Annotated in this window: 19 protein-coding genes, 1 tRNA gene and 1 pseudogene; 3 read left to right on the plus strand and 18 right to left on the minus strand. The window is 49.0% G+C overall.

Features of this window, described 5'->3' with window-relative positions:
- Positions 1–10: 10 nt before the first annotated feature.
- The 7 genes from rbsB to ACRPK8_RS01815 all read right to left on the minus strand — a co-directional run bounded on the left by rbsB (position 11) and on the right by ACRPK8_RS01815 (position 6,787).
- Positions 11–928: a ribose ABC transporter substrate-binding protein RbsB gene (gene rbsB / locus ACRPK8_RS01785; RefSeq protein ID WP_432236641.1), complete on the minus strand. Its 918-nt coding sequence runs from the start codon at positions 926–928 to the stop codon at positions 11–13.
- 27 nt (positions 929–955) lie between these two features.
- Positions 956–1,924, minus strand: a complete 969-nt coding sequence (rbsC, locus tag ACRPK8_RS01790; protein ID WP_432236642.1) for a ribose ABC transporter permease — start codon at positions 1,922–1,924, stop codon at positions 956–958.
- A 1-nt stretch (position 1,925) separates the two neighbouring features.
- A complete protein-coding gene (locus ACRPK8_RS01795; RefSeq protein ID WP_029342468.1) occupies positions 1,926–3,404 on the minus strand; it encodes a sugar ABC transporter ATP-binding protein in 1,479 nt (492 codons plus the stop codon).
- 12 nt (positions 3,405–3,416) lie between these two features.
- Positions 3,417–3,806: a D-ribose pyranase gene (gene rbsD, locus ACRPK8_RS01800; protein WP_432236643.1), complete on the minus strand. Its 390-nt coding sequence runs from the start codon at positions 3,804–3,806 to the stop codon at positions 3,417–3,419.
- Complete coding sequence (gene rbsK, locus ACRPK8_RS01805; RefSeq protein WP_432236644.1) at positions 3,803–4,681, minus strand: ribokinase; 879 nt, start codon at positions 4,679–4,681, stop codon at positions 3,803–3,805. The genes rbsD and rbsK overlap by 4 nt, the downstream gene beginning before the upstream one ends.
- Positions 4,678–5,658 (minus strand): LacI family DNA-binding transcriptional regulator, encoded by a 981-nt coding sequence (locus tag ACRPK8_RS01810; RefSeq protein ID WP_432236645.1) that lies wholly within the window; start codon positions 5,656–5,658, stop codon positions 4,678–4,680. The genes rbsK and ACRPK8_RS01810 overlap by 4 nt, the downstream gene beginning before the upstream one ends.
- 784 nt (positions 5,659–6,442) lie before the next feature.
- A complete protein-coding gene (locus ACRPK8_RS01815) occupies positions 6,443–6,787 on the minus strand; it encodes a hypothetical protein (RefSeq protein ID WP_432236646.1) in 345 nt (114 codons plus the stop codon).
- Positions 6,788–6,922: 135 nt separating this feature from the next.
- Here ACRPK8_RS01815 and ACRPK8_RS01820 point away from each other — a divergent pair, with 135 nt between their 5' ends.
- On the plus strand, positions 6,923–7,243 hold the full coding sequence (locus tag ACRPK8_RS01820) for a hypothetical protein (RefSeq protein WP_035409954.1): 321 nt from the start codon (positions 6,923–6,925) through the stop codon (positions 7,241–7,243).
- Positions 7,244–7,381: 138 nt separating this feature from the next.
- Here the strand turns inward: ACRPK8_RS01820 and ACRPK8_RS01825 are convergent, their stop codons facing one another.
- The 10 genes from ACRPK8_RS01825 to ACRPK8_RS01870 all read right to left on the minus strand — a co-directional run bounded on the left by ACRPK8_RS01825 (position 7,382) and on the right by ACRPK8_RS01870 (position 17,409).
- The gene (locus ACRPK8_RS01825; RefSeq protein ID WP_294743788.1) at positions 7,382–7,630 is read right to left on the minus strand and encodes a hypothetical protein; all 249 of its coding nucleotides are present in this window, start codon (positions 7,628–7,630) and stop codon (positions 7,382–7,384) included.
- A gap of 12 nt (positions 7,631–7,642) precedes the next feature.
- A complete protein-coding gene (locus ACRPK8_RS01830; RefSeq protein ID WP_432236647.1) occupies positions 7,643–8,554 on the minus strand; it encodes an acyl-ACP desaturase in 912 nt (303 codons plus the stop codon).
- A 270-nt stretch (positions 8,555–8,824) separates the two neighbouring features.
- Positions 8,825–10,117 carry a phosphopyruvate hydratase gene (eno, locus tag ACRPK8_RS01835; RefSeq protein WP_087681330.1) on the minus strand — a complete coding sequence of 431 codons (1,293 nt, stop codon included), beginning with the start codon at positions 10,115–10,117 and terminating at the stop codon, positions 8,825–8,827.
- A gap of 59 nt (positions 10,118–10,176) precedes the next feature.
- On the minus strand, positions 10,177–11,724 hold the full coding sequence (gpmI, locus tag ACRPK8_RS01840) for a 2,3-bisphosphoglycerate-independent phosphoglycerate mutase (RefSeq protein ID WP_432236648.1): 1,548 nt from the start codon (positions 11,722–11,724) through the stop codon (positions 10,177–10,179).
- Positions 11,725–12,477 (minus strand): triose-phosphate isomerase, encoded by a 753-nt coding sequence (gene tpiA, locus ACRPK8_RS01845; protein WP_432236649.1) that lies wholly within the window; start codon positions 12,475–12,477, stop codon positions 11,725–11,727. It lies immediately after the preceding gene.
- 27 nt (positions 12,478–12,504) lie between these two features.
- Positions 12,505–13,689 (minus strand): phosphoglycerate kinase, encoded by a 1,185-nt coding sequence (locus ACRPK8_RS01850; protein WP_223040747.1) that lies wholly within the window; start codon positions 13,687–13,689, stop codon positions 12,505–12,507.
- A gap of 121 nt (positions 13,690–13,810) precedes the next feature.
- Positions 13,811–14,818, minus strand: coding sequence for a type I glyceraldehyde-3-phosphate dehydrogenase (gene gap, locus ACRPK8_RS01855; protein ID WP_035409970.1), 1,008 nt, complete (start codon positions 14,816–14,818; stop codon positions 13,811–13,813).
- 53 nt (positions 14,819–14,871) lie between these two features.
- Positions 14,872–15,897 carry a sugar-binding transcriptional regulator gene (locus ACRPK8_RS01860; protein ID WP_432236895.1) on the minus strand — a complete coding sequence of 342 codons (1,026 nt, stop codon included), beginning with the start codon at positions 15,895–15,897 and terminating at the stop codon, positions 14,872–14,874.
- A 118-nt stretch (positions 15,898–16,015) separates the two neighbouring features.
- Positions 16,016–16,276, minus strand: coding sequence for a glutaredoxin family protein (locus ACRPK8_RS01865; protein ID WP_432236650.1), 261 nt, complete (start codon positions 16,274–16,276; stop codon positions 16,016–16,018).
- Positions 16,267–17,409 (minus strand): RNA polymerase subunit sigma-54, encoded by a 1,143-nt coding sequence (locus ACRPK8_RS01870; RefSeq protein ID WP_432236651.1) that lies wholly within the window; start codon positions 17,407–17,409, stop codon positions 16,267–16,269. Before ACRPK8_RS01870 ends, ACRPK8_RS01865 begins: the two co-directional genes overlap by 10 nt.
- A 154-nt stretch (positions 17,410–17,563) precedes the next feature.
- On the opposite strand from ACRPK8_RS01870, the gene ACRPK8_RS01875 reads away from it, so the two are divergent.
- Positions 17,564–17,639, plus strand: a tRNA-Arg gene (locus tag ACRPK8_RS01875).
- 182 nt (positions 17,640–17,821) lie between these two features.
- Positions 17,822–18,406: pseudogene (clpP, locus tag ACRPK8_RS01880) on the plus strand (ATP-dependent Clp endopeptidase proteolytic subunit ClpP); the annotation flags it as partial.
- 119 nt (positions 18,407–18,525) lie between these two features.
- On the opposite strand, the gene ACRPK8_RS01885 reads toward clpP, so the two are convergent.
- Positions 18,526–18,762, minus strand: coding sequence for a hypothetical protein (locus ACRPK8_RS01885; RefSeq protein ID WP_023469221.1), 237 nt, complete (start codon positions 18,760–18,762; stop codon positions 18,526–18,528).
- Positions 18,763–18,806 lie beyond the last annotated feature (44 nt).

Below are 18,806 nucleotides of genomic sequence, written 5' to 3' on the forward strand. Positions count from 1 at the left end.
TCCTGTCTCCTTATTGTTTGATCAATTCGAGATCGACTGGGATGTTCTTCTCGACTTTTTCACCTTTTAAGTGCTTGATGGCTGTCTCGACACCCATCTTGCCGATCTCAGTCGGTTTTTGAGCGATCGTTCCTGCCATTTTTCCGTCTTTGACGGCTTTGACGGCATCATCCGTCGCATCGAAGCCGATGACTTTCACATCATTCAGACCCGCTGCTTTTAATGCTTCGACCGCACCGAGTGCCATCTCATCATTGTGTGCGAAGACGGCTTTGATGTCTTTGTTGTTTTGGAGGATGTTCTCCATGACCGACAACCCTTTTGCCCGGTCGAAGTTTGCTGCTTGTTTGGCGACGACGTCGAGTTTCCCGTCGACTGCTTCATGGAACCCTTTTCCACGGTCGCGTGTTGCGGATGCTCCTGGAATCCCTTCGAGCTCCACGACTTTTGCTTTATCGCCGACGAGTTCGATCATGAACTCACCTGCTTGTTTCCCACCCGCGACGTTATCTGACGCGATGTGTGCGACGACATCGCCTGCTTCTGCGTTCCGGTCAACCGTGATGACGGGGATGTTCGCATCGTTTGCTGTTTGGACGGCTGCGCCAACTGCTGCTGAATCCGTTGGGTTGATCAAGATGAGATCGACTTTCTTTTGGACCATGTCTTCGATATCGCTTGCTTGTTTTGCCGCGTCATCTTGTGCATCCGCGACTTGAAGTGTTGCGCCTTGTGCTTTTGCTTCTTGTTCTGCCCCTTCTTTTAACGAGACGAAGAATGGGTTGTTGAGGGTTGAAATCGAAAGACCAATCTTAAAGTCCTTCGTCTTTTTCTTTGTTTCCTCGTTGCTGCTGCCCGGCTGTTCCGTCGAACAGGCGGCTGCGAAGACCATTAATGCCATCATGACGACTGCAAGTAGTTTTTTCATCTGTAGATCCTCCTTTTGGAATGTGGGTTATGCTGCTTGTTTCCGGTCCGCGAGTACCGCGAACAAAATGACTAAACCTTTGACGACGAGTTGGAAGAACGAGGAGACACCAAGCAAGTTGAGTCCATTATTCAGTGTTCCGATGATCAAGGCACCAATCAAGGTACCGACAATCCAGCCACGACCACCTGACAAGCTCGTCCCACCGAGGACGACCGCTGCGATGGCATCGAGTTCGTACGATGTCCCCGCCGTCGGCTGTGCCGAGTTCAGGCGGGACGTCAGGATGATACCGGCAAGTGCTGCCATCAAGCCTGAGAGTGAGTAGATCATGATTTTGACTTTATTGACTTGAATCCCCATCAACTTCGCTGCTTCTTCGTTGCCACCGATCGCATACGTATAGCGACCGAACGTCGTCTTCTTCAAGATGAAGTAGAGAACCGCGAAGGCGATCAACATCGTTAGAACCGGTACCGGGAAAATCCAGAAGTAACCGCGTCCGAACAATTCGAACCAGCCACCTTGACTCAGACCAGTGATCGGTTTACCGTCCGTATAGACGAGCGTCAAGCCGCGGAAGATTGTCATCGTCGCAAGTGTCGCGATGAACGGTGCGACTTTCCCGAGCGAGATGACCATCCCGTTTAAGGCACCCATGACAGCGCCGACGATCATTCCGGCGAGAACAGCGATCAACGCTGACGTTCCATCCGTCATCAGACCGGCGACGAAGGCGGACGAGAGGGCGAGAATCGAGCCGACCGATAGATCAATCCCACCCGTCAGAATGACGAACGTCATTCCGAAGGCAATCAAGGCATTGATCGAGACTTGCCGTAAGATGTTAAATAGATTATTCAATGTTAAAAAGTCCGGTTCCATGATCGAGACGACGAGGACGATCGCGAACAATCCTGCGAGTGGTCCAAGCTTTTGTCCGATCCCAAGACGTCTCGGTTTTGCTTCCGTTACCTTGCCTTGCATCAATTCCATATCATTGTCCTCCTGTCGCAAGTGTCATGATGCTTTCTTGCGTCGCTTCCTGTCGTGTCAACATGCCGCTCATCTTGCCTTCGCGCATGACGTAGACCCGGTCGCTCATCCCGAGAATCTCCGGGAGGTCCGAGCTGACCATGATGATCGCGACACCCGCCGCAGCGAGTTCGTTCATGATGAGGTAAATCTCTTTTTTCGCCCCGACGTCGACACCACGTGTCGGTTCGTCGAGGATCAAGACTTTCGGTTGTGTCCCGAGCCATTTCGCGAGGACGACCTTCTGTTGGTTCCCACCGGACAGTGACTTCGCCGGCTGGTCCATCGAGCTGTGCCGGACCGAGAGTGACTTCAAGTATCCTTCTGCGAAATCGCGTTCTGCCTGATCCTTGATGACACCGGACCTTGATAACGAACGAATCGTCGGCAGTGAGATGTTCTCGCGCAGTGAAAAGTCGAGGAACAAGCCTTCGCCTTTACGATCTTCGGTCAAAAAGCCGATGCCTTGGCGGATCGCGTCGTACGGTGTCTTGATTTTCAGCGACTGTCCGTTCAGTTCGATCGTCCCGTCTTTCAGGCGATCGACACCGAACAATCCGCGCATGACTTCTGTCCGCCCGGCACCCATCAAACCAGAGAAGCCGATGATTTCGCCTGCTTTGACGGAGAACGAAACATCGTCGAACCGTTTCCCGCTCGCCTGTTTGACCTCAAGGACGGTCGCACCGATCGACACATCACGATCCGGATACCGTTCACCCATCTCACGACCAACCATCTCTCGGACGATCTGTTCGAACGAGGTTTCAGGAATCGCGTGCGTCGAGACAGAGATCCCGTCCCGTAAGACCGTGATTCGGTCACAAAGCTCGAAGATTTCCTCCATCCGGTGTGAGATATAGACGATCGAGACACCTTGGTTGCGCAGTGCCGTCGCGACGCTGAACAAGGCACGAATTTCCCGCTCCGTCAGTGCGGCTGTCGGTTCATCCATGATGATGACCTTCGCGTCCGTCATCAAGGCTTTTGCGATCTCGATCATCTGTTGTTGACCGACTGATAACGTCCGAGCAAGTTGATCGACGTCCATGAAGACGTTCAATTCGGCGAGTTCGCGTTCTGCCTGGCGCTTCATCTCCCCTTGCTTGAGAATCCCGAAGCGTGACTTTAACTCCCGTCCGAGGAACAAGTTCTCCGTCACCGTTAAATCCGGGAGGATGTTCAGTTCCTGATGGATGAAGGCGATTCCCGCTTCTTCGGCAAGCTTCGGATTCTTATACTCGACGTCCTGTCCATCGACGCGGATCGTACCTGCGTCCGCCTTATGAACACCGGTCAAAATCTTCATCAGCGTCGATTTTCCGGCACCGTTCTCTCCCATCAAGGCATGGATCTCACCCGCAGCGAGTTCGAAGTCGACCCCTTTCAGGACAGGGACGGGACCGAATGCTTTTTTGATACCTGTCATCTCGATACGCATCGCATGACCCCCTTAAAAGATTACGCCGGAATGGAAGATGACATTTGCGTACGGTGTCGCTTCCCCGGTCCGGATGATGACCTTCGCCTGCTGTGTCTGTTTTTTGAACTCTTCATGCGTGACGAACGTCGTTTCAATCTGCATAGCTTCGAGTTGCTCGAGGACATTCGGATTCGCTTCCTTGATCTCTGTTGCCAGTGTCAGCTGTTCAATTGCCATGTCACCGGCGACGACACGGACGACGTCGAGAAATGACGGTGTGCCAAGTTCCAGTGCTAAATCGATTCGGGCGACCCCGTCTGGAATCGGTAAGCCGCAATCGGCGATGACGATCGTATCGGTATGACCGAGATCGGTCAGGACCTTGCTGATATGACTGTTTAAGATACCGTGTTTCTTCATGCGTCTCCCTCCATCTGTTCCCGTGTCGGCATGCCGCCTTGAGCGCCAAGCGCGCGGATCGATAAGCCGGCTGCCCGGTTCGCGAAACGAATGGCCTCGACGAGCGGTTGTCCTTCCGTTAACGCGACGGCTAAGGCACCGTTGAACGTATCCCCTGCTCCTGTCGTATCAACGACCGTCGTCTCGAGCGCTGGAATCGTCACGATCGACTCACCGTCATAGAAGCGTGCCCCGCGACTGCCTTCGGTCACGATCAATTTATTCGGGTATTCCATCAACCAATGTTCGATTGGTTGGTCTTGTCCGAAGATCAAACCACATTCATGTTCGTTTGGTGTTAAGTACATCACGTGTTCAATCAACTCAGCAGAGAGTGACATTGCGGGTGCCGGATTTAAGACGACCGGAATGCCGGCTGCGTGCGCTTCCTGAGCAACGGTCTCGACCGTTTCGATTGGAATCTCAAGCTGGAGTAAGATGATTTCACTGTCTGCGAGAATCGGTGCGAGTGCATCATCCGCAAATTGGACATGTTGATTGGCAGACTGGACGACGACGATCGAGTTATCGCCTTCAGCGAGCGTGATATGTGCCGTACCCGTCCGTTCGCCTTCAATCGTTTGCAAGTGTGTCGTCTGCACTCCTTGCATTTTAAAGTTTTCGCGGATTGCTTCACCGTTCGCGTCACTGCCGACGCAACCGATCATTTCAACAGTACTGCCGAGACGCGCGACCGCTACCGCTTGGTTCGCACCCTTTCCGCCCGGTACGGTATGAAAGGCATCCCCGATGACCGTTTCACCTGCGCCTGGACGGCGTTTACTTTCGACGACGAGATCCATCGAGATACTGCCGATGACACTGATTTGTTTCATGCTTCCTCATCCTTCCGTTTCGTCGTTTCCCGTTCGATGATCTCAACCGTCAACTCATGATGAACGGCGGCAATCGGTGTGCCTTCAATCCGTTGAATCAGGAGTTTCGCGGCCAGTTCTCCCATTTGATAGATGGGCTGCGCAATCGTCGTCAACGGTGGTGAAATCATTTGACCGAGTTCGATCCCGTCATAGCCGATCACTTGTAGCTCGTCCGGAATCGTGATCCCGCGTTCCGCAGCGACCTGCACCGTTGCTGCGGCAATGACATCACTCGCGGCAAAAATGCCGTTGCAATGATAGTGATCAAAGAGATAGTTCGCCGCGTCGAGCGCTCCTTGAAAATGGAACGGTGACTCGATACTTGCAACGAGATGGGTTCCGGCGATTTCCTCGAAACCGTCCCGTCGTTTCTTAATTGTCGGGAGCTTCGATGGACCGCTGATGACAGCAAGTTCCGTCGCACCAGAAGCAAGTAAGAACGAGGCCGCCTTCTTCCCGCCTTCGTATCCGTTTGAGGTCACTGTCGGAATCGCACCTTGTAACACGCGGTCTAACGCAACGACCGGCACTTCGAGTTCTTCATAGTTCGGATTGTTCGAGTAGTTCGTCGTGATGATCAATCCGTCGACATGCATCGCCTCGAGTGACTTGATATATTCGCGTTCTTTCTGAAACTGTTCGTCTGTGTTACACAAAATGACCTGAAAACCATGTTGATGTGCCATATCTTCCACAGCCCGTGCGAGTTGTGGGAAGAACGGGTTCGTGATGTCTGGAACGATCAAACCGATCAGTCCGGACCGTTTTTGGAACAACGATCGCGCGACTCGGTTCGGTCGATAATCCAATTGTTTGATTGCCTGAAGCACCGCCTTACGCGATTTCTCACTGACATAACCCTTTTCGTTCATGACGCGTGAGACCGTCGCGACGGAGACATGTGCTACTTTCGCTACTTCCCGGATGGTCGACATGTTTCGCCACCTCTTTCTTTTGATAACGCTTACAAGAATCATCATATTGTGTAACCGGTTACACATCAATCTTTTTTCTTTAAAATATATTTTATTTTTTTCGAGTTCTTGGATTGAACCATAAAAAAGAAGCCTGATACGGCGTCAGACTTAAGATCATACCGTATGAACGTCCACTTAAAAACTCTGGATCATGCCTTAAATAAAGACGATCAGTGAGAGCCCCATTAAAATATTAATGAATCCCAACCAGTCCGTCGCTTTCGTATATAACGATGGCTTATCTTTTTTGACGCTATCGTTAAGGAACATCAGTGTCACGGCAATAATAGTTGTTACGCCGAGAGGAGCGTTTAGAAAACTATCGGAATTCGTAAATAAATTATTCGTAATGTAGGTACTGTTTAAGACGGACAAACCAAACAAGATTTTCTGCACATAAGCCACTCCTATAATTATTAAGATCATATGAAATCAATGAAGATCTAATTTTGTTCGTTCTCCATTATAGAATATTCTTCCAGAAATCCTTCCTTACATTATCGAAAGAAAGCATTTGGATGTATACGCCAAAAAACCGCAAGACAGCGTTACGCCATCTTACGGTCCGCTCAGTAGTACGTCAGATTGTTGTTTTCCGGAAAAGACGGAGACTCCTGCGGAAATAGCGGAATAGGTAAGACCCCGCAGGAGCACACGCGACGAGGAGGCTTGCCTTCCGCCCGCGGAAAGCGACGTCTTGGACGGAAATCAATGAACAATCGGAGTCTAGCTGACAAGTCTTTCATCTTTTCGCTTTCTCGCCTCTTTTTCGCTCCACGAACAAGCGTCGAATCAAAGCAACAACGAACGCAACGATTGCCAGCGGCTCAAACAAATAAATCAATAGGAACGTGACATCAATGACGGCATCCTCCGGATTATAACGGATGATATAGAGCGCACCGGGTAAGATGGCAATCAGTCCGCCAATTCCGAGTGCCGTTCCAAAAATCAGACTCTGACGCGAAAACCGGCTCGTGATTTGATACAAACCGATGAATAGTATGAGTTCCGTAAAATAGATGAGGCGCAACGGGATGTCACCAATCGACGTATCAAGCCCTAAAAACAAAAACCGAAATAGCATGTCGATTCCCCCTTCCCTCTAGTTCTACCCCGAACAGCGTCCTCGTAATGCTTCATTTCCAGTTTCCCTGCATATCCTCGCTTCAATTAGGGAATAGCTAGAGAGTGACAGTCACATACAGAGAGTTGGGATGGTATGAAGGAAGAACACTCGATGAAGGTCGTCAGTTGTCTGAATGATTATTTCGAACGTCATCAGCAGCCCCTTCAGGTCGATCTCTTACGAGGTCTGCCACCGATCGTGCTATTGTTGCGCGATGACGCGAAACGTGCCTTTCCGAAGGAAGCGAACTTGCACGATGAACTGTTACAAGACATCAAACGTTTGATTCAGGAATGTTTGGATCCCGATACACTACGCGAATTGGGAATCGATGTCGATCTCCCGGACTTTTTCGTGACCCGTGCACCGCTTCATTCTGCCCATCATTATCTCGTTACGTTCATCGAAGACTGACTTCATGTTAAAAGCAGCTATTTCTTCTTTCACAAAACATGTGAAGCAAGAGATAACTGCTTTTTTTAGGGATAATAAAAAACCGATAGCGCCAAAGCACTACCGGTTTTACTTCTCTTCACGTATGGTAAAGTCGACTTAATTCTCAACCTCAAGAATCGCTTCGATTTCAGCTTCTACTTCTTTGTTGACCATTTGCGAACGTTTTTTACGTAATTCGAGATCCATTTCCTGATCGATGAACTGGTTCGTATGCTTGTCGAAGCAATCAAAACAGATCGGATAGAAGTCTTTTACTTCTTTATTCAGAGAATTGAATTCCCACGTATCGAGTTCCAAGTAACTGACTTGGTTATTCGTTTCAGTTCCACAGATTTCACACTTCATCTTCATTCCCCCTTACGCGTCAATCTTCGCTTTTTCGAGTTGGCGCTCTTGACGTTCCTTGATACGCTTCAAACGTCCATGATACTTCATGATGTTCGCTTGAGATTGTTTCGCTTCTTCGCTTGTCGGTTCCAAATCAGCGATGCCCCAATATTTGACGACGACGTCTAATACTTGGTCGAAGTATTGGAGTGGTCCATAGTTCGTATCAACAGCAATCGTCTTCATCCGTTCCGTGAAGTCAGGCATGACAGCACCTGGCATCGAGAAGTTGATGATGACGTCTTCGAAGAAGACGATGAAGTTCGGGTCAAGCTCTAGGTGTGCTTTGACCGTGTCACGGTAGAACGCATAATGGAGTGCTTCGTCCTTCGCTAGACGACGGAGTAACGTGGCCAAGTCCTTGTCATGCGCGCCAGCGATTTTCGCAACGTTGTTATAGAAGACGAGTGTCGCTAACTCTTGCAGTGACGTGTATGCCATCGTCGCTAACGGGTTCGTGAAGTCCGGGAACCAGCCGTTTTCAACGACGCGTTTTCTTAATTGATGAAGTCGCGTTGGATTAACGTTTCGCGTGACGAGTAAATACGTCTCGAGTAAGTTCGAGTGCTGATCTTCTTCTGCTGTCCATGTCCGGACGAAGTCATTGATGACTTCCATCGAGTTCTTGAACGTATAGTCTAAGTGCGACGTATACCACGGTAAGTTGACCTCTGTCAGTAATGCCGTCTCGATTGCGACGATGACGCCTTCTGGAAGCGTGACTTGGCTTTCATCCCAAGGAACACGTTTAAACGACATCGCCTTATCCCACGGAATGAATTCGTGGTAGCTCCAGTCGATGTTGGCTGAACGCTCCTTGTGTAGTCGATATAACTCTTGAATGCGTGGTTCTAAACGGATATCTAAATCTGAATTTAGCATGATCGTATCTCCTTTAGACGTATTATTCACCTTCAGCGTTTAAGGTGTAATTAATCCCTATAACTATTTGATTTGCACTTATTTATGAGTATAACATTTTAGTCATCTACTAGGATGAATCAATTTTTTGACAGTTCAGTATAGTTTTAATGACAAAAGTGCTTTTCATGTTTGACATCGCTTGATATACCAAAAAACCTCCTATCCGCGTGTACGTATCACACGAATAGGAGGTTTTCCTGATAGCTTGTTCAAACGATCAACCTGAAATTACTTCTTGAGGTTGTAGAATGATTTGATTCCGTCGTAAACAGCAACGTCTGAAAGCATGTCTTCGATGCGGAGAAGTTGGTTGTATTTCGCGATACGGTCTGTACGTGAAAGTGAACCCGTTTTGATTTGACCAGCGTTTGTCGCAACAGCGATGTCAGCGATCGTTGAATCTTCAGTTTCACCAGAACGGTGAGAAACGACAGCTGTGTAACCAGCTTTTTTCGCCATTTCGATTGCGTCGAATGTTTCAGTCAACGTACCGATTTGGTTAACTTTAATGAGGATCGAGTTCGCGATGCCTTTTTCGATACCTTCAGCAAGTTTCTCAGTGTTCGTTACGAACAAGTCATCCCCAACGAGTTGGACTTTGTGTCCGATACGATCTGTAAGAAGTTTGTGACCATCCCAGTCGTTTTCGTCACAGCCATCTTCGATTGAGATGATTGGGTATTTGTCAACGAGTTGTGCGTAGAATTCAACAAGCTCTTCTGTTGAAAGGACTTTGCCTTCGCCAGCGAGGTTGTATTTACCAGCTGCTTTATCGTAGAACTCAGAAGAAGCGACGTCCATTGCAAGGTAGACATCTTCGCCTGCTTTGTAGCCAGCTTTTTCGATTGCTTCAAGGATAACTGTGATTGCTTCTTCGTTTGATTTCAAGTTTGGAGCGAATCCACCCTCGTCACCAACTGCTGTGTTAAGACCCATTCCGCTAAGAACTGATTTCAACGCGTGGAAGATTTCAGCACCCATACGAAGTGCTTCTTTGAATGTTGGAGCACCGACAGGCATGATCATGAACTCTTGGAAGTCCACGTTGTTGTCTGCGTGTGATCCACCGTTGATGATGTTCATCATTGGTGTTGGTAATGTTTTCGCGTTGAATCCACCGAGGTATGTGTAAAGTGGAAGACCAAGCTCATCAGCAGCAGCACGTGCAGCAGCCATAGAAACACCAAGGATTGCGTTAGCGCCGAAGTTACCTTTGTTTTTCGTACCGTCGAGATCGATCATCTTTTTGTCGATTCCAGCTTGGTCGAAGACATCGTAACCGATGATTTCTGGTGCGATTTTTTCGTTGACGTTGTCAACAGCTTTCAAAACACCTTTTCCGAGGTAACGTGCTTTGTCGCCATCACGGAGTTCGACTGCTTCGTGCTCACCAGTTGATGCACCTGATGGTACGAGTGCGCGACCGAAACCGCCATCTTCTGTATAAACTTCTACTTCTACTGTTGGGTTACCGCGTGAATCAAGAATCTCGCGTGCATAAATCTCTGTAATCATTGACATTTAAATTCGCTCCTTTTGTGTGTAAGAAATATGTGGTGTAGCTTCTTCGATCGACGGGATTATTTCTTCAATACGATCGATTTACCAGTCATCTCTGCTGGTTGGTCCGCTCCGAGGAGATCAAGGACCGTTGGTGCGAGGTCAGCGAGTGCACCTGTGAGTGGTTCAAGGAGTTCAACGTCCTCGACCGTCACGATACATGGAACGGGTTCTGTCGTATGCGCCGTCATCTTACTGCCGTCCGCATTGAGGACTTTATCCGCGTTCCCGTGGTCAGCCGTGATGACTGCCGCGCCGCCTTTGCTGAGAATCAAGTCAACGACTTTCCCAAGACACTCATCGACAGCTTCGATCGCCTTTTTCGTCGGCTCGAGCATACCCGAGTGACCGACCATATCCGGGTTTGCGAAGTTGAGGATGATGGCGTCGTGTTTGTCCGAGTTGATCGCATCGACGAGGGCATCCGTGACTTCATAGATACTCATCTCCGGTTTCAAGTCGTATGTCGCGACTTTTGGTGAAGGGATCAAGATCCGATCTTCCCCTTCGTATGGTTCTTCACGTTGTCCGTTGAAGAAGAACGTGACGTGCGGATACTTTTCCGTTTCCGCGATGCGTAGCTGTTTGAGACCTTGTTTTGACAATGTCTCACCAAGCGTGTTCTTGATGTCTTCAGGCGGGAAGACGATGTCCGTATCAAGCGCATCCGAGTACTTCGTCATCGAGACGAGCAGCAGGTTCTTCGGTGCGTTGTCCGGAAGTTCGAATCCGTCGAAGCCTTTTTTCTCTTTGTAGACTTTTGAAAGCTGAATCGCACGGTCAGGACGATAGTTGAAGAACACGATCGCATCATTATCGTGGATCGGTGCGACTGGCGTACCGTCTTCCTGCACGACAACAGTTGGTTCGATGAACTCATCCGTTACGTCTTGTTTGTACGAATCTTCAACCATGCCGATTGGATCCTTCGTCGTTGGGCCTTCACCGAACGTGATGACGTCATAGACTTTCTTGACGCGTTCCCAACGGTTATCGCGGTCCATCGCATAGTAGCGACCAGAGATACTCGCGAATTGTCCAACATTCAATTCATCCATCTTCGCTTGCGCGTCACGAAGGAAACCAGCGCCCGATTGTGGGTCGCAGTCACGACCGTCCGTGAAAGCATGGAGGTAGACTTTTTCGATTTCGTGAAGTTTCGCGAATTCGAGCACCGCATATAAGTGGTTGATGTGACTGTGGATTCCACCGTCAGAGACCAAACCGAAGATATGAAGCGCTGAACCGTATTTCTTCACGTGACCTGCCGCATCGTTCATCGCTTGACGCGAGAAGAACGAGCGATCCTTGATCGCGTTGTTGATTCGGGATAGCGATTGATAGACGACGCGACCTGCACCGATGTTGAGGTGACCCACTTCTGAGTTCCCCATTTGACCTTCAGGCAAACCGACGTATTCGCCTTTCGCATTCAACAACGTATGCGGGTATTGACCCCAGTAACGGTCGAAGTTCGGTTTGTTTGCCGCCGTAACGGCATTTCCGAACTCCTCGTCACGCATACCAAAACCATCAAGGATGATCAGTGCGACTGGACGTTTTTTCATTTAAATCGCCTCCAACAGTTTGAGGAACGATCCTGTCTCAAGACTTGCACCGCCGACGAGCGCGCCGTCGATGTCTGGTTGAGCCATATATTCTTTGATGTTTTCCGGTTTGACGCTACCACCGTATTGGATGCGGACAGCTTCTGCTGCTTCAGCACCAAATTCAGCTGCAACGACGTCACGGACGAATTTACAAGAATCTTGTGCATCTTGTTCTGTCGCTGATTTACCTGTTCCGATTGCCCAGACAGGCTCGTATGCGACGACGAGATGTTTCACTTGGTCGACAGTAAGACCTTTGAGGCTGTTTGCTGTCTGTTCGCGGATGACGTCTTCGAACTTGCCGCCTTCACGCTCTTCCAGTGTTTCACCTACACAAACGATTGGAACGAGACCGTGCTCGAACGCTTTTTTCGCTTTGCTGTTGATGAACGCATCTGTTTCGCCGAAGTACTCACGACGCTCAGAGTGACCGAGGATGACGTACGTCACGTCGAGTTCTTTGAGCATGAGCGGGCTGATTTCACCAGTGAACGCACCGCTCTCTTTGTCGTACATGTTTTGAGCACCGATCTTAAGATCCGTACCAGCTGCTGCTTCTGTCAAGTGTGCCAAGAATACGGCTGGCGCACACACAGCTGCGTCGACTGTCGTCGAAGCAGGTACAGCTCCTTTGACTTCCTCAACGAATGCGACTGCATCCTTGAGCGTCAGATTCATCTTCCAGTTACCTGCGATAATTGGTTTACGCATTGAGAAACACTCCCTTGTGAACTTAGATTACTTGTCGTTTAGCGCTTCGACACCAGGAAGAGCTTTCCCTTCCATGAATTCGAGACTTGCTCCACCACCTGTAGAGATGTGGCTCATTTTGTCAGCAAGACCGAATTTCTCTGCCGCAGCAGCTGAGTCGCCACCACCGATGATTGAGTACGCATCGCTGTCCGCAAGAGCTTGCGCGACACCTTTTGTACCGTTTGCGTATTTATCGAGTTCGAATACGCCCATCGGTCCGTTCCAGACGACGAGTTTCGAGTTCTTGATTGCCTCTGAGTAGAGTTCAACCGTTTTTGGACCGATATCAAGTGACATGTGATCGGCTGGGATCTCTGTGATGTCACGTGGTCCGACATATGTTTCTTCTCCGAATTCCTTCGTGATGACACAGTCGATTGGCATGAGGAACTTAACGCCTTTTTCTTCTGCTTTCTTCATGAATTCCTTCGCTTGGTCGATTTTGTCGACCTCAAGAAGTGAAGTACCGACTTCGATACCACGAGCCGTGAGGAACGTGTACGATAAGCCGCCACCGATGATCAACGTATCGACGATGTCGAGTAAGTGATCGATGACACCGATTTTATCCGCTACTTTCGAACCACCGATGATTGCCGTGAACGGGCGATCCGGGTTAGAAAGAGCTTTACCGAGAACTTGAAGTTCTTTTTCGATGAGAAGACCGGCAACTGCTGTGTCGACATGGTGTGCGATACCTTCTGTCGATGCGTGTGCACGGTGTGCTGCGCCGAACGCGTCGTTGACGAAGACGTCAGCGAGTTTCGCGAATCCTTTAGCGAGCTCTTCGTCGTTTTTCGTTTCACCAGGGTAGAAGCGGACGTTCTCTAAGACGACGACATCGCCGTTTTCGAGTTTGCTGACTGCTTCTTCTGCAACTGGACCGTATGCTTCTTCAACGAGCTTGATGTCTTTACCAAGCAATTCGCTGAGGCGTGCTACGACTGGTGCAAGTGAGAACTCAGGGTTCTTTTCGCCTTTTGGACGACCCATGTGGCTAGCGAGAATGACTTTTGCTCCGCCGTCGATCAAGTGTTTGATCGTTGGGAGTGCAGCACGGATCCGTGTGTCATCCGTGATTTTACCGTCTTCCAACGGTACGTTGAAATCCACGCGTGTAAATACGCGTTTTCCTTGTACATCGATGTCGCGAATCGATTTCTTATTCATACATTCGTCCTCCGTCTCTTACGTATAGTGAGGGGCGAATGCCCCTCCCGCTTTTTTCCGCAATAAGAGCGGAGACTGATATCGTTTCCGCTCTTATTCAATTGCTATTTAATTGCTCGAATTACTTAGCGATTTCTGCGAAGTGTTTGAGTGTACGAACGAGTTGGCTAGTGTAAGACATTTCGTTGTCATACCAAGCAACTGTTTTAACGAGTTGTTTGTCGCCGACTGTCATGACTTTCGTTTGTGTTGCATCGAAGAGTGATCCGTAAGAGATACCAACGATGTCAGAAGAAACGATTTCGTCTTCAGTGTAACCGTAAGACTCGTTAGCAGCTGCTTTCATTGCTGCGTTGATTTCTTCTACAGAAACTTTTTTGTCGAGTACAGTTACGAGCTCAGTGAGTGAACCTGTAGCGACTGGTACACGTTGTGCAGATCCGTCAAGTTTACCTTGAAGTTCTGGAAGAACGAGACCGATTGCTTTTGCAGCACCAGTTGAGTTTGGAACGATGTTAGCTGCTGCCGCACGTGCACGACGGAAGTCACCTTTAGGGTGTGGAGCGTCGAGTGTGTTTTGGTCACCAGTGTAAGCGTGGATCGTAGTCATGAGACCTTCAACGATTCCGAACTGATCTTGGAGAACTTTAGCCATTGGCGCGAGACAGTTAGTAGTACATGAAGCACCAGAGATAACTGTTTCAGTTCCGTCAAGGATTTCGTGGTTCGTGTTGAAGACGACTGTTTTCATGTCGCCAGTTGCAGGTGCAGAGATAACGACTTTTTTAGCGCCAGCTTTCAAGTGAAGCTCAGCTTTTTCTTTGTCTGTGAAGAAACCAGTACATTCGAGAACGATGTCAACACCGAGCTCGCCCCATGGGAGTTCTTCTGGGTTGCGGTTAGCAAGTGTTTTGATTTCTTTACCGTTGACGAGGAAGTAACCGTCGTGTACTTCAACTTCGCCGTCGAAACGACCTTGAGTCGTATCATATTTGAGAAGGTGTGCAAGCATTTTAGTGTCTGTAAGGTCGTTGATCGCGACTACTTCGATTCCATCGAATTGAAGAATTTGACGAAGTGCCAAACGTCCGATACGTCCAAATCCGTTAATACCAACTTTTACTGCCATGATAATTTTCCTCCTTTTAATGTAAAGCGAGTTATCTATTATTCAAAAGGGGGTTACCCTTTCAAAATCGAAGCTGCTGCGCCTTCATCCGTAATCAGGATGATGTCAGGCGACTGTTTGACATAGGCGTTAATCGCTTCCGCCTTCGAATGACCACCTGCGACGACGATGACGTGTTCGACTTGCTTCAAGTCATCCAGTTGGAGACCAACCGTCTTGACCCGGTGCACGATGTTCCCGTCTCGGTCGAAGTAATATCCGAATGCTTCCGCTACTGCCTGTTCATGTTCCAGTCGGGTCAGGAGATTCTCAGACGCGCGACGACGTTTTGCCATCGTTTTCGCCTCACCAATTCCATGTACCACGATTGAAGCACCTTTAATCATTTGAAGCACATTTTTTATGCTCGGCTCTTCGATCATCTTGACGAACGTCTCTGTACTGACCATGTCCGGGATGTGAAGCAGATGATAATCACTTTGAGCGCGTGATGCCATCCGTGAGCATACTGTGTTCGCTTGTAGTTCGAGCGTTTCTCCCAGTCCTCCGCGTGCCGGAACGAACGTCATTGGACGGTGTTCCTTGTCTGGCGACATCATCGCCGCGACGGAAGCCATCGTCGTACCGCCTGTGACAGCGATCGTATTGTGATGGTCTGAAGAAAGCTCTCGTTTGAGCCGTGCGACGGTCGCCCGTCCCATGTCTCGTTGTACCCAGAAGGTCTCATCGGAATCACCCGGTACGATGACGACGTCCCGTACTCCGAGTCTCTCTTTCAAGGCTTTCGCCATGTCTGAGATCCCTGCGAGTTCTCCCATGATGCTGTGCATGCTGCGAAGAACGTTTCGTCCTTCATCCGTCAAGGACATCCCTTGCGTCGCGACCTCTAGGAGGTCTTGTTGCTTCAAGAAGTCGACTTCCCGCCGTAAGACGCGTTCCGTCAAGCCAAGGCTTGTCGCAAGCGTACGTCGTCCGATCGGTTGCATCAGTCGTACGTAATGAAGGATGTCGTAGCGTGTCTGCATTTCTTCGATCAGATCAGGCACGATTCGTTTTTGGATCTGGACTAACTGCCGAATCATGTATTTCCCTCTCCTCTCAAGTAGCTGGACGCTTTTCGTCCCGCATGTCATAACGTGTCCCACTTGGTACACCGTTATCATAACAGTCCGTTTCTCGCCTTGCAAGTCTGGTTTCTCAAGTTTTTTGAAGTAAGCGTTTTCTTACTATTTCCGTCTCGAATTTGCCATAACTCCAGATTTCCTCGTCATGCATGACGACCGGAATCTCATATAAGAACCGTAGACTGAGCGCTTCATCCTGATCGATGTTGACTTCCTCGAACGTCCATTCTGGAAACTCATCGAGTACGAAGTCGAGTAAGATGGCGGCCTCTTCACATAGCGTACATCCCGGACGTGAATAGAGTGTTAAGTGTCTGTGTCGTTTTAATCCCATTCTGATTGTGCCTTCCTTTGCTGCATCGATTTTTTCGTCAAACCAAGCGTTGCCCGGTATTTCGCGACCGTCCGTCGTGCGACTGTCAGACCGTCCGCCTGCAGACGATCCGTCAATTGCTGATCACTCAGCGGTCGATCGCTGTGCTGAATGTATTCGGCGATCCGCCGTTTGATTAAAAAACTCGAATCCCCGGTCTTCGTCCGTGAGACGAACAAATCTTCTAAGGCAACCAGACCATGGACCGTCTCGACGTACTTCGAGGCAATCGCCCGTCCGATCGTAGACGGATGATGCCCCGTCGCCTCAGCGACTTGTTTTTTCGTCAATGGCTCGAGGTGCAGTTCGCCCTTAAACCAGCGTTCTTGTCGCTCAAGCAAGACTTCAAGGATCGTCTGCATCGTGACACGCCGTCGTTCGTACGCGCGTAAAAAAGGCGTTGCCTCTTTTAATTCGAGCCACGTCTGATCCGTATCGAGTGTCATCCAGTCGATCTGAAGTTTTCCATCTAACAGGTGAATCCGTGCTTCTGCTGTAACTGATCGTTCTTCTTTAGGAAGATCCGGTGTCCGGCTCAGCCGTGTCAGACGTTTTCGCAACCGCGCTCGATCCTGTTCACTGTACTGAGCGAATACCTGACTCGCCGGTTCATGTCGCAACCGATTCGTCAGTCCGACCAATTCCGCGTCGTTTAGCTCGATCGCCTGTAACCACTGGCACTCGCGCTCCGAGCGGGCAGCGATGCCGACTGGTTCACATTGTTGCAAGAGTATCCGTGCTTCTGTAATCGTTGCAGCGTCGGTCGAGAAGGATGCAGCGAGCTGCTCGTCCGATGTCCGCAATAAACCGTCCGCTTCTAAATACACGATGAGTTGTTCCGCCATATATCCTATTTCCTGTCTGACTGATTCTAAACGTATTTGTGCAAGAAGCTCGTCTTCATAGGATGCCAAATGTCCTGCCATCTGCTCGACCTCTAGCGAAACCTGATTCGGGTAATGACGATGCAACCGTCGTTTCAACCGTCGCCATTCCTCCTCGAGCTCTGCTGCCGGTTGCTCAAGTACATGTAACTGATACTGTTGTGACGCCGATAACGTCATCTGCTGCGTCTGTTCCTGGCGTTGATCCATCGATTCCCCTCCCTGCTTCTTCTATTATAGAAGAAACGTTTTGAAAAACGTGCTCTGAACCTTTCTCGTAACGTTAAGGAAAAGAAAAGTCATGCTTACCTATTGCTTTTCTGAAAAAATGTCGTTATACTATTAATTGTTCAGTACATCAGATGCACCCGTAGCTCAGGGGATAGAGCACTGGTTTCCGGTACCAGGTGTCGGGAGTTCGAATCTCTCCGGGTGTACCATTTATTCAACTACAAGGCAATGCCAGAAATGGTATTGCCTTTTTTCTATATTGATATGTTTCATTTGCCCTTGTAATGGAAAAATACCTAAAAGTCGCATCGTATCTTTTGACCAATATTGACCAAAGGATTATGATAAGGATAAGTCGAATAGGAAGCTACATACCAACTATAAGGAGGCAAAGACTATGTTAATTCCAACAGTCATCGAACAAACAAACCGCGGGGAACGTGCCTACGATATCTACTCACGTTTGCTAAAAGACCGCATCATTCTTCTCGGGAGCGCGATTGACGACAACGTCGCCAACTCAGTCGTTGCCCAGCTTCTGTTCTTAGCAGCAGAAGATCCAGATAAGGAAATCTCGCTTTACATCAACAGCCCAGGTGGTTCGATCACTGCCGGTATGGCGATTTACGATACAATGAACTTCATCAAACCGCAAGTCTCAACGATTTGTATCGGTATGGCAGCATCAATGGGTGCATTCTTACTCCAAGCGGGCGCAAAAGGAAAACGTTTCGCGTTACCAAACGCTGAAATCATGATCCACCAACCACTCGGTGGTACTCAAGGTCAAGCATCGGATATCAAAATCCATGCGGAGCGTATCATCAAAATGCGTGAGCACCTCAACAAAATCATGGCTGAAAACACAGGACAACCACTTGAAGTCATCGAACGCGATACAGAGCGTGACAACTTCATGTCAGCACAAGCGGCTGCTGATTACGGTCTCATCGACCGCGTCATGGAACGTGCATAAGTCATCTAGAGTGTCTCCTTCGGGAGGCACTTTTTTTATATCCATAGGAAACCGAAGTCTTGTTGGTTATCGTTGCATACAAAAAACCTCCCGTTCCTTGTAGAACGAGAGGTCACTGATCAGTCGATCAAGTCTGTGATGTCTGAAACGATATCGTGGTTTTCACGAATCAGCGAGTAGATCGCGTTCGCATGTGGCGAAAGCTCTTCTTCTGCTTGCAGTTGTTTCAGGAATAAGGATGTTGCGAACGCAACGAGCGTACTTTTCGGTACACCGATTGATTTTGCTTTTTTCGTTAATACTTCATCAAACTTCGCATCGACTGTCAGCGAAATACGTTTCTTTTCGTTAGCCATTTCAAAAACTCCTTAATTCGAACATTTAGTTGCATCGACTATAT

This window comes from Exiguobacterium sp. TDN 0502, from assembly GCF_050846835.1.
Lineage (GTDB): Bacteria > Bacillota > Bacilli > Exiguobacteriales > Exiguobacteriaceae > Exiguobacterium_A.

Coding starts and splice junctions, on each gene's coding strand:
- rbsB (WP_432236641.1), bottom strand. CDS start 928: ATGAAAAAACTACTTGCAGTCGTCATGATGGCATTAATGGTCTTCGCA.
- rbsC (WP_432236642.1), bottom strand. CDS start 1,924: ATGGAATTGATGCAAGGCAAGGTAACGGAAGCAAAACCGAGACGTCTT.
- ACRPK8_RS01795 (WP_029342468.1), bottom strand. CDS start 3,404: ATGCGTATCGAGATGACAGGTATCAAAAAAGCATTCGGTCCCGTCCCT.
- rbsD (WP_432236643.1), bottom strand. CDS start 3,806: ATGAAGAAACACGGTATCTTAAACAGTCATATCAGCAAGGTCCTGACC.
- rbsK (WP_432236644.1), bottom strand. CDS start 4,681: ATGAAACAAATCAGTGTCATCGGCAGTATCTCGATGGATCTCGTCGTC.
- ACRPK8_RS01810 (WP_432236645.1), bottom strand. CDS start 5,658: ATGTCGACCATCCGGGAAGTAGCGAAAGTAGCACATGTCTCCGTCGCG.
- ACRPK8_RS01815 (WP_432236646.1), bottom strand. CDS start 6,787: ATGCTATTTCGGTTTTTGTTTTTAGGGCTTGATACGTCGATTGGTGAC.
- ACRPK8_RS01820 (WP_035409954.1), top strand. CDS start 6,923: ATGAAGGAAGAACACTCGATGAAGGTCGTCAGTTGTCTGAATGATTAT.
- ACRPK8_RS01825 (WP_294743788.1), bottom strand. CDS start 7,630: ATGAAGTGTGAAATCTGTGGAACTGAAACGAATAACCAAGTCAGTTAC.
- ACRPK8_RS01830 (WP_432236647.1), bottom strand. CDS start 8,554: ATGCTAAATTCAGATTTAGATATCCGTTTAGAACCACGCATTCAAGAG.
- eno (WP_087681330.1), bottom strand. CDS start 10,117: ATGTCAATGATTACAGAGATTTATGCACGCGAGATTCTTGATTCACGC.
- gpmI (WP_432236648.1), bottom strand. CDS start 11,724: ATGAAAAAACGTCCAGTCGCACTGATCATCCTTGATGGTTTTGGTATG.
- tpiA (WP_432236649.1), bottom strand. CDS start 12,477: ATGCGTAAACCAATTATCGCAGGTAACTGGAAGATGAATCTGACGCTC.
- ACRPK8_RS01850 (WP_223040747.1), bottom strand. CDS start 13,689: ATGAATAAGAAATCGATTCGCGACATCGATGTACAAGGAAAACGCGTA.
- gap (WP_035409970.1), bottom strand. CDS start 14,818: ATGGCAGTAAAAGTTGGTATTAACGGATTTGGACGTATCGGACGTTTG.
- ACRPK8_RS01865 (WP_432236650.1), bottom strand. CDS start 16,276: ATGGGATTAAAACGACACAGACACTTAACACTCTATTCACGTCCGGGA.
- ACRPK8_RS01870 (WP_432236651.1), bottom strand. CDS start 17,409: ATGGATCAACGCCAGGAACAGACGCAGCAGATGACGTTATCGGCGTCA.
- ACRPK8_RS01885 (WP_023469221.1), bottom strand. CDS start 18,762: ATGGCTAACGAAAAGAAACGTATTTCGCTGACAGTCGATGCGAAGTTT.